The organism is Gemella sp. GL1 (assembly GCF_013415365.1).
In the GTDB taxonomy this organism is placed as follows: Bacteria; Bacillota; Bacilli; order Staphylococcales; family Gemellaceae; genus Gemelliphila.
The window spans coordinates 180551-194214 of sequence record NZ_JACBYB010000007.1 but is presented as its reverse complement, the minus strand read 5'-3'; the positions used below and the strand labels follow the sequence as shown (position 1 = coordinate 194214).

Sequence of the window (13664 nt, the reverse complement as noted above, 5' to 3'; positions counted from 1 at the left end):
TAAGTCTGAAGAAATGACAACAGAAGCTCCTAAGTCTGAAGAAACAACAACAGAAGCTCCTAAGTCTGAAGAAACAACAACAGAAGCTCCTAAGTCTGAAGAGACAACAACAGAAGCTCCTAAGTCTGAAGAAACAACAACAGAAGCTCCTAAGTCTGAAGAAACAACAACAGAAGCTCCTAAGTCTGAAGAGACAACAACAGAAGCTCCTAAGTCTGAAGAAACAACAACAGAAGCTCCTAAGTCTGAAGAGACAACAACAGAAGCTCCTAAAACAACAGAAGCTCCTAAAACAACAGAAGCTCCTGTAACTGAAGAGGCAACAGAAGCTCCTAAGTCTGAAGAAACAACAGAAGCTCCTGCAACTGAAGAGGCATCATCGACAACAGAGCATGATGTTGTAGTAGAGAATGAATATGAAAAATAAAGGATAGCCTAAGGCTATCCTTTATTTATGCTCATTATACTTTAAGTTTTCTATTACTATAAATGTATGAACTATACTATATTTTTCTTTTAGGATTCTGTTTATTTTTTCAATAACTTGGTAAGCAATGTCATCGCTATAGTCATTTAATAAAATGTGCATAGCTGCATTAGTTTCCTCATCATTTGTGTGCCAAATATGAAATTCATGGACCTTATAACTTTATCTAGGGACAAAATATCATTTTGAATAGTGACAAGATCTAAATTAGTATGGTCCATTAAAATTAAAAATGCTTTTTTAGTAATCTTGTATCCACCCTTGAAAAGAATTATAGATATAATAGCTGACATAATGGCATCAACAATAAACCAATCAGTAAAATAAATAATTATAGATGAAATAATGACACCGATTGAGTTTAGTAAATCTCCAATAAAATGCCAAATAGCTGATTGGACATTAAGGTTATGTTCATGTTTTAGACTATTATGTAAAATAAAAGTGATAAAGATATTAAACATAAGACCAACTAGGGAGATTAAAAACATGGATTTAAAATCTATATCCCTAGGATTAAAAATTCTAATAGCAGCTTCTATTAAAATATAAAAAGATATGGCTAACAGGAGAAGACCATTTACAAAAGCCGTAATGATTTCTAGTCTTAAATAGCCAAAAGTAAAATTTTTTGTTGGTTTCTTGCTAGAAAAATAAATAGCAATAGCAGCGCCTCCTAGGGCTAGAACATCAGATAGCATATGAAACGAATCCCCTATTAGGGCAAGTGAATTAGAAAGTATACCTCCTATAAACTCTAGTAAGGCGAAAGCTAATGTTAATGTTAAAGAAATATAGATGTTTTTTAGATTTAGTAACATGCTTTGAATAATGAAAATTAGTTGATATGTGCATATAACCTCACTAATAAATACATTAAAATATTAGTTTACTTACTATAGTATACATATTGAAATATTTTCCTAATATAATTAGTAGAAAGCCATTTAATGGAATTTATTTATGATTATTGATAAAATAAGTTGTAGTAAAAAAAATTACAACTAAAAGGAGAAATAAATTATGTACAATTCAGAATTTGAAATAGGACAAGTAGCGCTAAATGTTAGGGATATCAAGGCTCAAAGTAGATATTATCAGAAAATATTAGGTTTAAAAATCTTAAGTTCTACTAATAATGAAATTGTATTAGGAACAAGCAAAAGGAGTTTATTGAAATTATTAGAAATAAAATCAGAAAAAGATAGTAAAGCAAGTTATGGCTTATATCATTTTGCTTTACTTCTACCCAATGAAGTAGATTTTGCTAATATTTTTAAACATTTTATTGATAATAAAATTCCATTAATTGGTGGATCTGATCATGGTTATAGTCAAGCACTTTATTTGGAAGATTTGGAAGGGAATGGTATAGAAATTTATTATGACAAAGATATATCAGAGTGGGATATTCGTGAAGATGGTAAAATAGTAGGAGTAACAGAGGAACTAGATGCTAATTCTTTATATGCTCAAGGTAAGAAAATAGAAGATTATGAGTTACCGGTAGATACAAAAATGGGTCATATACATTTATCAGTTAGAGATAGTAAAAATTCTAGTAAGTTTTATCAAGAAATTTTTGCAATGGGAGATAAATTTACTATTCCTTCAGCATCATGGCTAGCATCTGGAAATTATCATCATCACCTTGCTGTAAATGAATGGCTTGGAAAAAATTTACTTTCCAGAGATCAAGCTGCTTTAGGATTAGCTTATTTTACAGTAATATATAAAGATAGAAATGATTATGAAAACTTACTCTCAAGATTAAAGAATGCAGAAGTATCTATAGATGTAAATGAAGATCTTTTAATAGTTACAGATATTGATGGGATACAAATTAGAATGGAACTGCAAAATAATAAAATAAACTAGTAGGTTATGTAAATCTACTAGTTTATTTTTATTATTTTTTTTAACTTTACTAACACTTTTGCTAATTCATTAATGTCATGATTAGGGATATCAATCCAATCGCAAGACTCTATTTCATTTGCAACCTTTATGGGACCTATATAATCAACTAAGAATACATAAGAAGTAATTGGCATATTTTCAAATTGTGAGATAGTTTCTATTTTTGTGAAGAAAGTCAAGTGAGATCTAGATACATCAATAGATAATTCTTCTTCTAATTCTCTAATAAGTGCTGTTTCTAAATTTTCCCCTTCATTGATCTTACCTCCTGGAAGGATAAAGTGACTAGGATTTTTTTTCTTTTTTACGAGAAGATATTTATTATCTTTTTTTATTAGTCCAGAAACGTGTTTAATCATCACTATCTTTCTCTTTAATAGAAAATATAGATCCTAAATAATAAGCTAAGAAAGACATAAGAAAAATTAAAATTAAGGGGACTACAGCACTAGAATTAAATGTGTAAAAAAGAATTGTTGCAGTAACAACTGATAGTATAGGAACTTCAATATGTTTTCCTTTGAAATAAGTTACTAGCATATTAATAGCGAAGGAAATAAAAGTTAGAACCAAAAGTATTATTAATCCGGCTTGACTTATATCGTTAGTATAGTTAAGTATAAGTAGGGGTAATAGTAGGTATGCGGCCAAAAATATAAGAAGCAAAGCGATTCTTTCTAAAATTTTCATGAATTTTTCTCCTAAAATTATTTTATAAATATTATACCATAAAAAAAGGCAGTTTAACTGCCTTTTTTATTAGTATATAAAATTTGCTAAGATTAAGATTACAATAAGAGCTAGTATGTGCCCTACATTTACGATTATAAATGCATGCTTAAATCCACGTTTTATACTTAGTCCTGCCAAGGCATTAAATGTAATCATAACTCCAGATTGAGGAACTACAGTAAGAGCAGCTGAGGCTACTACTACTAGTCTATGTAATAATTCTGGATTTAATCCCATTCCCATAAAGTTTGGAATGAAGTTGGTCATCATAATAGAGATAGCTCCAGAGGAAGAACCAGTAATTGCACTTAGAAAAGCTGTGGTTAATGATAAACCAACTAAGGGTGAATCAGATAAGCCCATAATAAAATTACGGATAATTTCGAATCCAGCGGCACCTGCTAGAAGAGAACCAAAAGCAACAGATGATGATGTAGCGAAAGCCGGCATTACAGAAGCAATTGTTCCATTATTAAGTGTATTTTTATGGCAATCGATATATTTAGTAAAAATTACAGCAGATAAAATTATGGATACAGTAAGTGCTATTATAGCAATGTTTTTAACTTTAGAAAATAGGAAGATAGTAGTAACGAGTGTTAGTAGGGGTAAAATACTTAATAATATACTAGGGCGCTCTTTACTGTTGTCAAATTTATTAAAGTTACCATCTAATTCATTATCAAAAGTTTCATTATTATTCAAAGATTTTTTTAAAGCATAAGACATATAAAATAGTCCAAATATAAGGATAACAATAGATCCAACAATACTTAGTAAAGGTGCAGCTGTAAGACTAGTTCCAAGTACTTTAGTTGGAATAGTATTATGGACTGATGGTGTTGCTGGAAGCATAGTAAGTGTATAGGTAGATGCCCCAAGAAATACAGGAATAGTAAATAAGTCCCAAGAAATATTTAATTCTTTAAATAAAGGTTTAGATAATGGAATAATAGCAAAGATTACCACAAAGATACTAATTCCTCCGTAAGTCAAAACAGAAGCAATGATCGTAATTGCTATTAAGATTTTCATTGGAGAATCTTTTCCAACTTTATCTAGAATAAATTTAGCAATCTGATCTGTTGCACCACTTTTTTCCATATAAGCAGCAAGTATAGAACCTAGCAAGAAAATAGCAAAGTTATTAATCAAAAATCCCGCTAGGGAAGACATATAAGATTTTTCTTTTCCTAGTAAAGAATCGAATATGTTCATATTGTTTGAAAGTATTACTATAAGACCGGCTAGAGGACCTGCGATTACAATATGAAGCCCTTTTGTGGTCATATAGATTATAAGAATGATAGATATAATAATGCCTATCGTAGCGAGTAAAGACATAGATATTCTCCTTTAAATATATTGTATACAAACATAATACTGGTATTATTTTCTAAAGTCAAGAGGTTCTATTAATAGAGTATAGTTTTTTATTATACATTCATAGTTAAGGATATGATTATATGGTAAAATAGGAGTAAGTACATTATTTTGGAGAAATTTATGAAAAAATTAAAAATTATGGCTATGGATGAGCAAGCTAAAGCAGCTAAATATCCACCTAGTTCTAAACAATGGCAGGCTATTAGTCTTACTGGTACGGATATTTTAGTTGCAGCTGCAGCAGGATCAGGGAAAACAGAAGTTTTATCTGAGCGAATATCTAGAAAGATAGTTAATGATGATTGGAATATTAATGAAGTTTTAGTATTAACCTTTACTAAGGCTGCATCAAAAGAGATGCTAGAGAGAATTGAAAAAAAGATGACTACTAAGTTAATAGATATTAATAGTGAGTGGTCACAAATGAAATTAAAAAATCAAAGACTTTTGATGGCTGAAGCACAGGTGACTACTATTGATGCTTTCTGTGCAAATGTCTTAAAGAAATTTTATTATTTAGTAGAAGAAGTAATTGATGGAAAAGTTAGATACCTATCCCCAAATTTTAGAATTTTAGAAGATAGAAGAAAATATTTGAACAGAGCAGTAGAAGAGCTTTTAAGTGAGTTATATATAAAAGATAAAAAATCATTAGATCTTTTATTTGAAATTTTTTTAAATAAACAGAATATAGTTGACGTTATTAAAGCAATTTATGAAAAGATGTTGACTATTCCTAATTATCAAACTTATATAAAAGAAAAATTGTTTTCTAATATATCAACAAAAAATTATTCAAATATATTGAAAGATATGAAAGATCTATCGATAAATAATTATAAAGAGATAGCTATTAAAATTAGTGATGAATTAAATAAGATAGCTAATTTTAGAGAAAAGAAGAGAGTAGATTTTAATTTAAGTGAAAGTAGAAGAGATTTTTTAGAAAAAGTGGATTCTGAAATTATTTTTGATGATACTTTAGAAAATAAAGAAGTTTTAAAAAATTTAATTACAGATATACTTGCAGAAAATTATTCTTATACATCAGAAGACTTACTAGTAATTTTTGGTAAGGAGTTAGAAGATACTAGTAAATCTAGGAAAAAAATTAAAGCTAAGACAGAAATGGAAGTATTACTTGAAGAGAATATTGAATACTCCAAGTTGATAATGATTAAAGAATATTTTGAATTTAAAACAAGACAATATAAGTTTGTAGAAATTTTTAAAAATGTTTTATTGGATGTCGACAATAAATTTTTACTTGCTAAACGTAATGATTCATTCCTTGATTTTACAGATTTAAGTCATTTAGCTATTAAGGCTCTTGAAAAAGTAGAAGATGGAAAGAGAAAGGATACGGAAGCAAGTCTTTATTATAAAAAATTATTTAAAGAAATTTATGTAGATGAATACCAAGATAATAATGATTTGCAGGAATATATTCTTGGTTTGGTAAAGTCGGATTCGAGTAGTTATTTTAGGGTAGGAGATGTCAAGCAATCAATATATGGATTTAGAGGATCCAATCCCAATCTTTTTGAAGAAAAATACCAATCTTATTCTAATATTGTTGATTTTATTTCTGACGAAAAATACGATATTGATAAAGATTATGAGTTTGAAGACAGTAGTGGAAAAGATGGAATATATATTATACTTAAGGAGAACTATAGATCTTATGAAAATGTTTTAAAAACTTCTAACTTCGTTTTTAATAGATTGATGGGATATGGGGCTGCTGGTGTGTCATATGATAAAGATTCAGCCTTATATTATCCAGAATCAAAAAGGAAAAATCAAGATAAGGAAGAGTTTATAGCAAGTAAGTTAATTTCTTTAGAATCTACAGAAGTTAAAGCTTTAGCAGCAGAGAACTTAGCAGAGAAAATTTCTTTAGAAATAAAGAGATTACAAGAAAAGGGTATTAGATACTCTGATTGTGCCTTATTATTAAGAACTAGCAAGGAAATGAAAATTTATAGTGATGTTTTATCAAAATATGGAATTCCTAGTTATTACAGAGAAAAGGAAGGTTTGACAAATTCCTATGCTTTTAATATGTTATTTAATCTACTTAATTTTTTAGATAATAAAACAAGAGAAGCTAGCTTATTAGTGATTTTAAAAACAATATTGAACGTATCTTATGCTGATTTATATGAATTAAGTAAGGTGGAGGGTAGACATCTATATGATAAACTCAAAACAACAGACTTAAAAGCATTTATAGAGGTAAAAGAGAAAATAGAATATTGGATAAAGTTTGCTGAAGATGCTACGGCCTATGATGTTGTTAAAGAAGTTGTTCAAAGTGAATATCTATATGAGTATTTTGCAGGTCGTGACCTAGAAAATTCAGAGATGGATTATTATGAAAATGTTCTTACTATTTTGAAGAAAACAAGTCAAGAAGACTTTAATTTAGCTTATAGTGTTGCAGAATTAAGGGAAATTGCTAAAGAAAAAATATATGAAAGTGCCAGACGTAGTCCTGAAAATTCGGTAATCATATCTACTATACATAATTCCAAAGGCTTAGAATATGATTATGTATTTTTAACTGGACTTGATGGAGATTTTAGATTTGATGATAGGGATAAGTTGTTGTTCACAACAGAACTAGCCTTAGCATATGATGAAAGTATGTTCTATAGACAAGAATATGCTTTTGGAAGAAATAGAAATTATATTTTAAATTCCAAACTGATAAGAAAAAAATCTATTGAAGAAGAAATTAGAAATCTTTATGTTGCTTTAACAAGGGCCAAAAAGGCTTTGTATATTTGTACAACAAAAAAATTTGAATTAGTAGACAGTGATGAGCCTAACTCAGAAAAATCACTAGCAAGTTTACTTCAAAAAGCTTTTAGGAAATATGAGAAACTTGATGTTGAAGATATAACAGAATCAGGGGTTAGCATAGTTGAACTTGAAGAAAGTCAAGAAGATGAGATTGCTAAAGAAAAAGGGGATAAAGTTAAGTCAGATAAGTATGATTTTAAGATTGAAGAAAATTTCGTAGAAAAGCAATTGCAATATTTAGGCCCTAAGTATATAGAAAAAGAAAGTTATCCTATAAAAACATCTTATTCTCATATGAAAAGATATAATGAAATTCATATTATGGAGAATAATCAAGATGATGAGGATAGGATTCAAGAATTTGAAAAGTATTCTAAAGTTAAGTCTAAAAAAGGAGTGGCAGAAGCTATATTATTAGGTAATACTATTCATAAATTATTTGAAAGAATAGTGAAATCTATAAGTAGTGGAGAAAAAATAGAGGATACAGATGCATTTTTATCTAATATAAAAAGAGTTAATAGTAATTTACAAAATATAAAAGAAAAAAGAATCCTTACAGAAGAGGAATATAGACTTATAAATAATGATAAAAGTATAGATTTAATTACCAGCTTTATTAATTCAGAAGTAATAGATTTAGTTAAAAATTCTAAAAAAATTGATACAGAGCTAGCCTTTACTAGTATGAAGAAGGCTTCTGAAATATATAGTGGTGTAAGTAAGGAAGCTTCAAACGATAAGATAATCTTACAGGGAGTTATTGATTTATTGCTTAATCTTGATGATAAAACCTTTGTGATTATTGATTATAAGACAGACAGAGTTACAAAGAAGGATGGGGAAAAGATTTTGAAAGAAAGACATAAAGCCCAGTTAGATATCTATACTGATGCTGTTTACAAATATTATGGAGAAGATATAGTAGTTAAAAAATATATTTATTCTTATGTATTAGCCAGACTAATTGAGATTCAATAGACATTGAATTTTGGATATGCTATAATAAGAACATTATAATTTAGGAGATAGTAAATGGATACGTTAAAATTTTTAATAGATTTCATCTTACATATAGATGATCACCTAGGGGAATTAATGACAACTTATGGTCCCTGGTGGATGTATGCGATAATTTTCTTAATTATCTTTATTGAAACAGGTGTAGTAATTATGCCCTTCTTACCAGGAGATTCATTATTATTTGCTTCAGGAGCCTTATGGGCAGCTACAGGTAATAATATTTTTTTATTAGTAGCCTTATGTATAATTGCTGGTTTCTTAGGTGACGGATGTAATTATTTTATTGGAAAATACTTCTCAGATTATTTAAAATCGAAAGAGTGGTTTAAGAAGATAGTAAAAGATGAAAATATAGAAGAAGCAGAGAAGTTTATTGCTAAACATGGTGGAAAATCAGTATTTTTAGCAAGATTCTTCCCGATAATTAGAACGATTGTTCCTTTCACAGTTGGTGCAGGAAATATGGAATATAAAAGATTTATAGTTTTTAATCTAGCAGGTGCAATCACATGGTGTCTAACTTTTTTAGTGGCAGGTTACTTATTCGGTAATATCCCATTTGTTAAAGATAATTTCTCACTAGTAGTTTTAGGAATTATAGTTGTAAGTTTAATTCCACTAATTATTGGGTTTGCAAAATCTAAATTGAAAAAATAAAAGCAAGTAGAATTTTATTCTACTTGCTTTTATTTTATAGTACAAATTCTTTTTCTAAATCTAACTCTTTAAAGTAAATAAATACTTTTTCGTAACCTTTTGATTTGAATAAAGGAGTAATAGCTTCAGCTACTTCTTTACAAACTTCTGTTGGTCTGGCTTTCCATGAAATCTCAACATAAACTAGAGGAGCTTCTTCCCCATCAAAATAACTTGTTGATTCTAAGGCTTCTAGTGTGAAAGCAGATTTAGGTCTATCGATAATTTTTTCGATAGTATCTAATAGTTCAGTACTTAATTTTTTTAAATCTTCTTTTTTTATTCCTCTTGTTACAACTCTAGGCATAACAAACCTCCTAATTAATTATTCTCTACATATTATATCATAAATGTAAATGATTTCATAGAGTCTTATCAAAATATTATAAAAACTTATCAAATTTAATTATGTTATTTATTTTAAACAAGATTGAAGATATTTTAAAAATGGATGAAGAGAGAACTTTAAAACTTAAATCTTTTTAATATACTTCTGATGAATTAGAGGAAGATATAGCTGAGTATAGTAAAGTATAAAATAAAAAATCTTGAAAAAGCTTGGTAAAAAATTAATAATTTAAAAAAATAGAAAATATATTGATTTTTTAGAGAGGAATATTGTATAATAGCTGCTAAATATAAAGATGTTAAGAGATCATAGAGAGGAAAATAATATGAAAAAATCAGTATTAGTAACAGGTGGAGCAGGATATATCGGTTCACACACAGTAAAGGCATTATTGGATGCAGGATATGATGTGCATGTATTAGATAATTTAGCATCAGGAGCAAGAGAAGCAGTAGACTCAAGGGCTAAGTTCACTAAACTTGATGTATATCAAAAAGAAGAATTAAGAAATTATTTTAGAAATAACAGGATTGATGCAGTTCTACACTGAGCAGGAGAAATCAAAGTAGGAGAAAGTATGGAAAATCCTATCAAGTACTTCGACGCAAACGTAACAGGAATGCACAATGTACTAAGTGTAATGCAAGAAGAAGGAATTAAAAAAGTTCTATTCTCATCAACAGCATCAATATACGGAAATAACTGTGGTACAGAAGCAGCAACAGAAGACACTCAAGTTGCACCAGTAAACCCATATGCAGAAACAAAACATATGGGAGAAAGAATGATTCACTGGTTCAAAGAAGCCTACGGATTTGATTATGTAATCTTCCGTTACTTCAACGTTGCAGGAGCGGCTATGGATGCAAGTAATGGACTAAGAGTTAAACAACCAACTCACATTATTCCAAATATTAACAAAACAGCCTTAGGACAAAATGATATGCTTAAAATATTTGGAGAAGACTACGATACTCCAGATGGTTCTTGTATCCGAGACTACATTCATGTATTGGACTTAGCAGCAGCCCATGTGGCAGGATTTGATTACATCTTTAGTGACAAAGCTAGTTCAGAAATCTTTAACCTAGGAACAGAAAAAGGATACTCTGTAAAAGAAATATTTGCAGTAGCAGAAAAAGTAGTAGAGAAGAAGATTCCAGTAGAGATAGTAGACAGAAGACCTGGAGATCCAGCATCAGTATTAGCAAAAACAGACAAGGTAAAAAAAATCTTAGGCTGGGAAACTAAATACTCATTAGAAGAGATTATACTATCAGACTATAAATGGAGAATAAAAGCAGGGGATAGCATCTTATAAAAAAAATAATATGAGTAGTGCGTCAGTGTATATTTTAAGGGAGCTGTAGGCTCTCTTTTTATTTTAGGAAAAGAAAGGCAAAAAAGACTTGTTTTTAAGACTAAAATTTTATTAATGAATTATTTATTGTTTAGCTGCTGAATACGAAAAAATATACGAGTTTATGTGTTTGTAGTGGTCTGTTATGGTATTGAAATTTTAAAATGCTACATTTTAGACTTCTATGGCCTGTAGCGGTATGTAGTGTAATTGATGTGTATCTATATTTTAAATTGAGATAATTTGATGAAAGTGTTATAATTAAGTAAATATTTAGGAAGGTGAGCGACATGACAAATAGAGAAAAAATTGAAAAGAGCCAAGTTGAATTAGCTAATAAATTAAAAGAGAAAGAACAAGAATATATGGATTTGCTAGCTAAAATAAAAAAACAGGTTGAGGAAGACGAGACTGTAAAAAATTTATATTCAGATGAGACTTTGGTAAAAATTAAAGATCTAGAAGTTACATCTGAATTAAAGGATGAAAATACTAGTAAAAATATAGATACTGCTGAAGAAAATAAAGTTGAATATAGAAGAAGTGAAAAAAATTTAGAAAATATTAAAGAAGAAAAAAGTACTTTCTCTGATGAAAGATTATTAAAACATGAAGCTCAAGCTAATGCAATTTTATCAGGCGAAAAATCCTCTACTGAAGAAAATAATGATAAAGAAAAACCAAGATTTGGTCATTACGATGATGTAGTCTTAGAAGTTCTAGGGATAACAAAAAAAATAGGCGGAAAAAAAATAGTAGACGATGTTTCATTTGAAATTAATGCAGGTGAGATAGTGGGGTTATTGGGACCGAATGGTGCTGGTAAAACGAGTATTATGAAAATGCTAGTAGGTTTAACAAAGGCTACTAAAGGTGATATTTATTGTCTTGAGAAAGAGTTAGGCTTTGGTAAAACTTCTATGTTGAAAGAAGTTGGTTCTATGATCGAGTCTCCAGAGTTTTATAATTATTTATCAGGATATTCAAACTTAAAACAAATTGCAAGATTATGTGGTAAAAAAATATCTAAAGCTAGACTTAAAGAAATTATAGACTTTGTAGGTTTAGAAAAAGTTGCTAAAAGAAAAGTAAAAACTTATTCTTTGGGTATGAGACAGAGGCTAGGATTAGCTCAAGCACTTTTACATGAACCAAGACTTTTGATTTTAGATGAACCTGTTAATGGATTAGACCCACAGGGAGTTCAAGATTTTCGTAATAAATTAAAAGAGATAGCAGCACAAGGGACAGCTATTTTAATTTCATCTCACTTACTAGATGAAATAGAAAAAGTTGCTGACAGAATACTTGTTATTGAAAAGGGGAGACTAATAGCAGATGAGACTATTGGTAATTTAGTTGTTAGTGAAGTTGTAAATACAGTACTAACTACATCTGATGATTATCTAACAGTAAAATTAATCGAAGAGTTAGGAGTGAAGTATGAATTGGAAGATGAGAAAATTCTTTTACCAAATATTTCTAAAGGGAATAAGGCTAATTTAATAACTAATTTGGTAAATAATGGTATTGAGATTGATACCTTGTATGTTCAGAAAAAATCTCTGGAATCTAGATTCCTAGAAATAACAAAAAAAGGGGGATTATAAAATGGGATTATTTATTAATGAGTATATAAAGGACCATAAAAAAATATCTACAAAAATATATCTACTATTGATTATAGCCTTCATGGTTATTACTAATATTGCTGAAACATGGGGTAGAGATAAATCTGTAAATTTATCAGCAGAAGAAACATCATCTTTACTTATTAATGCTATGTCAGGAGTCTTATCTTTATCATTAATATTTACATTGATAATGCTTGCTAATAATATTTCACAAGAATATTCTAAGGGAACAATTAAATTCTTATATTCAAAACCAAAGTCAAGATCAGCTATTCTAACTTCAAAAGTGTTTATAGCGATATTTAACTTTGTTACTTTTAGTATAATAGGTCTTGTAGTAGATCTATTGCTTAAGAAATTTGTTTTTTATGGTAAGGCTATGAATCTAAATGGAATTTTATCTACTAGGTTAGGGGAGGAAAATTATTCAAGATTGCTGTCAGATCATTTGACTATAGATTTTGTAATGATGTTTCTTACTACAATGTTCTATATTTCGCTGGTAATGTTGATTTGTATAGTCTTTAAAAATCAAGTTTTATCAGTTATAGTAGTAATGGTTATGGTATTAGGTGCACAAGCAATCAACCAATTATTATCATTAATACAACCAAAGTTTGAATACATAAAATATATTTTTACAAACATAGCGTCATTAAGTTCTTATTTTAATACTATAACAGCGAAGTCCTATATACAAGAGACCTTTAAATTAAATGCCAATGAGCTATTAATTATGACACTAGTATACACAACTATATTTATGGCTATATCATATTGGATTAATGCAAGAAGAGATATCAATTTAGATTAGTTATTAAGAATAAAAATTAGAAATAAATTTCTAATTCTTATTCTTTTTTATTGCATTAGAAATTAATAATTGGTATAATTGCTAAAGAGTAATTTTATTACTCCTTACTCTCTAAGAAATAGAGAGTCGTAGAGACCACAAGGAGGTAACACATAATGAGAAAATATGAAGTAATGTTTGCTGTTCAACCACGTATTGAAGAAGAAGCTAAAAAAGCTTTAGTTGACAGATTCGTAAATATTCTTTCAGAAGGTGCAGAAATCGGTGAAGTTAAAGAGCTAGGTAAAAAACAACTAGCATATGAAATTGAAGACTTCTCAGATGCATTCTACTACATCGTAGAATTAACATCATCAACTGATGCGTCTACAAAAGAATTTGATCGTTTAGCAAAAATTAATGCTGATATTATCCGTCACATGGTTGTAAGATTAGAAAAATAAGAGAGGTAACAT

Annotated in this window: 12 protein-coding genes and 2 pseudogenes; 8 read left to right on the top strand and 6 right to left on the bottom strand. The window is 28.9% G+C overall.

Going from position 1 to position 13664, the window contains the following annotated elements:
• Positions 1–427: pseudogene (locus tag HZY82_RS01115) on the top strand (hypothetical protein); the annotation flags it as partial.
• Positions 428–448: 21 nt separating this feature from the next.
• On the opposite strand, the gene HZY82_RS06715 reads toward HZY82_RS01115, so the two are convergent.
• A complete protein-coding gene (locus tag HZY82_RS06715; RefSeq protein WP_228099044.1) occupies positions 449–589 on the bottom strand; it encodes a hypothetical protein in 141 nt (46 codons plus the stop codon).
• Positions 574–1308: a cation diffusion facilitator family transporter gene (locus HZY82_RS01110; RefSeq protein WP_228098200.1), complete on the bottom strand. Its 735-nt coding sequence runs from the start codon at positions 1306–1308 to the stop codon at positions 574–576. The genes HZY82_RS06715 and HZY82_RS01110 overlap by 16 nt, the downstream gene beginning before the upstream one ends.
• 202 nt (positions 1309–1510) lie before the next feature.
• Here HZY82_RS01110 and HZY82_RS01105 point away from each other — a divergent pair, with 202 nt between their 5' ends.
• Positions 1511–2365, top strand: a complete 855-nt coding sequence (locus HZY82_RS01105; RefSeq protein WP_135156966.1) for a VOC family protein — start codon at positions 1511–1513, stop codon at positions 2363–2365.
• Between the two features lie 17 nt (positions 2366–2382).
• On the opposite strand, the gene HZY82_RS01100 is transcribed toward HZY82_RS01105, so the two are convergent.
• From HZY82_RS01100 to HZY82_RS01090, 3 genes are all read right to left on the bottom strand, one after another.
• Positions 2383–2766, bottom strand: coding sequence for an NUDIX hydrolase (locus HZY82_RS01100; RefSeq protein ID WP_135156968.1), 384 nt, complete (start codon positions 2764–2766; stop codon positions 2383–2385).
• Complete coding sequence (locus HZY82_RS01095; RefSeq protein ID WP_135156970.1) at positions 2759–3097, bottom strand: hypothetical protein; 339 nt, start codon at positions 3095–3097, stop codon at positions 2759–2761. Before HZY82_RS01095 ends, HZY82_RS01100 begins: the two co-directional genes overlap by 8 nt.
• Positions 3098–3166: 69 nt before the next feature.
• On the bottom strand, positions 3167–4483 hold the full coding sequence (locus tag HZY82_RS01090) for a GntP family permease (protein ID WP_135156972.1): 1317 nt from the start codon (positions 4481–4483) through the stop codon (positions 3167–3169).
• 162 nt (positions 4484–4645) lie between these two features.
• Here HZY82_RS01090 and HZY82_RS01085 point away from each other — a divergent pair, with 162 nt between their 5' ends.
• Both HZY82_RS01085 and HZY82_RS01080 read left to right on the top strand, forming a co-directional pair.
• A complete protein-coding gene (locus tag HZY82_RS01085; RefSeq protein WP_135156974.1) occupies positions 4646–8314 on the top strand; it encodes a UvrD-helicase domain-containing protein in 3669 nt (1222 codons plus the stop codon).
• Positions 8315–8368: 54 nt separating this feature from the next.
• A complete protein-coding gene (locus HZY82_RS01080) occupies positions 8369–9013 on the top strand; it encodes a VTT domain-containing protein (protein WP_135156976.1) in 645 nt (214 codons plus the stop codon).
• A 34-nt stretch (positions 9014–9047) separates the two neighbouring features.
• Here HZY82_RS01080 and HZY82_RS01075 read toward each other — a convergent pair whose 3' ends face one another.
• Positions 9048–9359 (bottom strand): DUF1904 family protein, encoded by a 312-nt coding sequence (locus HZY82_RS01075; protein WP_135156978.1) that lies wholly within the window; start codon positions 9357–9359, stop codon positions 9048–9050.
• A gap of 337 nt (positions 9360–9696) precedes the next feature.
• On the opposite strand from HZY82_RS01075, the pseudogene galE reads away from it, so the two are divergent.
• From galE to rpsF, 4 genes and pseudogenes are all read left to right on the top strand, one after another.
• Positions 9697–10722, top strand: a pseudogene (gene galE, locus HZY82_RS01070) (UDP-glucose 4-epimerase GalE).
• A gap of 329 nt (positions 10723–11051) precedes the next feature.
• A complete protein-coding gene (locus HZY82_RS01065) occupies positions 11052–12371 on the top strand; it encodes an ABC transporter ATP-binding protein (protein ID WP_135156981.1) in 1320 nt (439 codons plus the stop codon).
• A gap of 1 nt (position 12372) precedes the next feature.
• Positions 12373–13209, top strand: coding sequence for an ABC transporter permease (locus HZY82_RS01060; RefSeq protein WP_135156983.1), 837 nt, complete (start codon positions 12373–12375; stop codon positions 13207–13209).
• 155 nt (positions 13210–13364) lie between these two features.
• On the top strand, positions 13365–13652 hold the full coding sequence (rpsF, locus tag HZY82_RS01055) for a 30S ribosomal protein S6 (RefSeq protein WP_135156985.1): 288 nt from the start codon (positions 13365–13367) through the stop codon (positions 13650–13652).
• Positions 13653–13664: the final 12 nt, after the last annotated feature.

Bases quoted from the DNA above. Each gene is read 5' to 3' on its own strand.
- HZY82_RS06715 (WP_228099044.1), bottom strand. From the start codon at position 589: ATGCACATTTTATTAAATGACTATAGCGATGACATTGCTTACCAAGTT.
- HZY82_RS01110 (WP_228098200.1), bottom strand. From the start codon at position 1,308: ATGTTACTAAATCTAAAAAACATCTATATTTCTTTAACATTAACATTA.
- HZY82_RS01105 (WP_135156966.1), top strand. From the start codon at position 1,511: ATGTACAATTCAGAATTTGAAATAGGACAAGTAGCGCTAAATGTTAGG.
- HZY82_RS01100 (WP_135156968.1), bottom strand. From the start codon at position 2,766: ATGATTAAACACGTTTCTGGACTAATAAAAAAAGATAATAAATATCTT.
- HZY82_RS01095 (WP_135156970.1), bottom strand. From the start codon at position 3,097: ATGAAAATTTTAGAAAGAATCGCTTTGCTTCTTATATTTTTGGCCGCA.
- HZY82_RS01090 (WP_135156972.1), bottom strand. From the start codon at position 4,483: ATGTCTTTACTCGCTACGATAGGCATTATTATATCTATCATTCTTATA.
- HZY82_RS01085 (WP_135156974.1), top strand. From the start codon at position 4,646: ATGAAAAAATTAAAAATTATGGCTATGGATGAGCAAGCTAAAGCAGCT.
- HZY82_RS01080 (WP_135156976.1), top strand. From the start codon at position 8,369: ATGGATACGTTAAAATTTTTAATAGATTTCATCTTACATATAGATGAT.
- HZY82_RS01075 (WP_135156978.1), bottom strand. From the start codon at position 9,359: ATGCCTAGAGTTGTAACAAGAGGAATAAAAAAAGAAGATTTAAAAAAA.
- HZY82_RS01065 (WP_135156981.1), top strand. From the start codon at position 11,052: ATGACAAATAGAGAAAAAATTGAAAAGAGCCAAGTTGAATTAGCTAAT.
- HZY82_RS01060 (WP_135156983.1), top strand. From the start codon at position 12,373: ATGGGATTATTTATTAATGAGTATATAAAGGACCATAAAAAAATATCT.
- rpsF (WP_135156985.1), top strand. From the start codon at position 13,365: ATGAGAAAATATGAAGTAATGTTTGCTGTTCAACCACGTATTGAAGAA.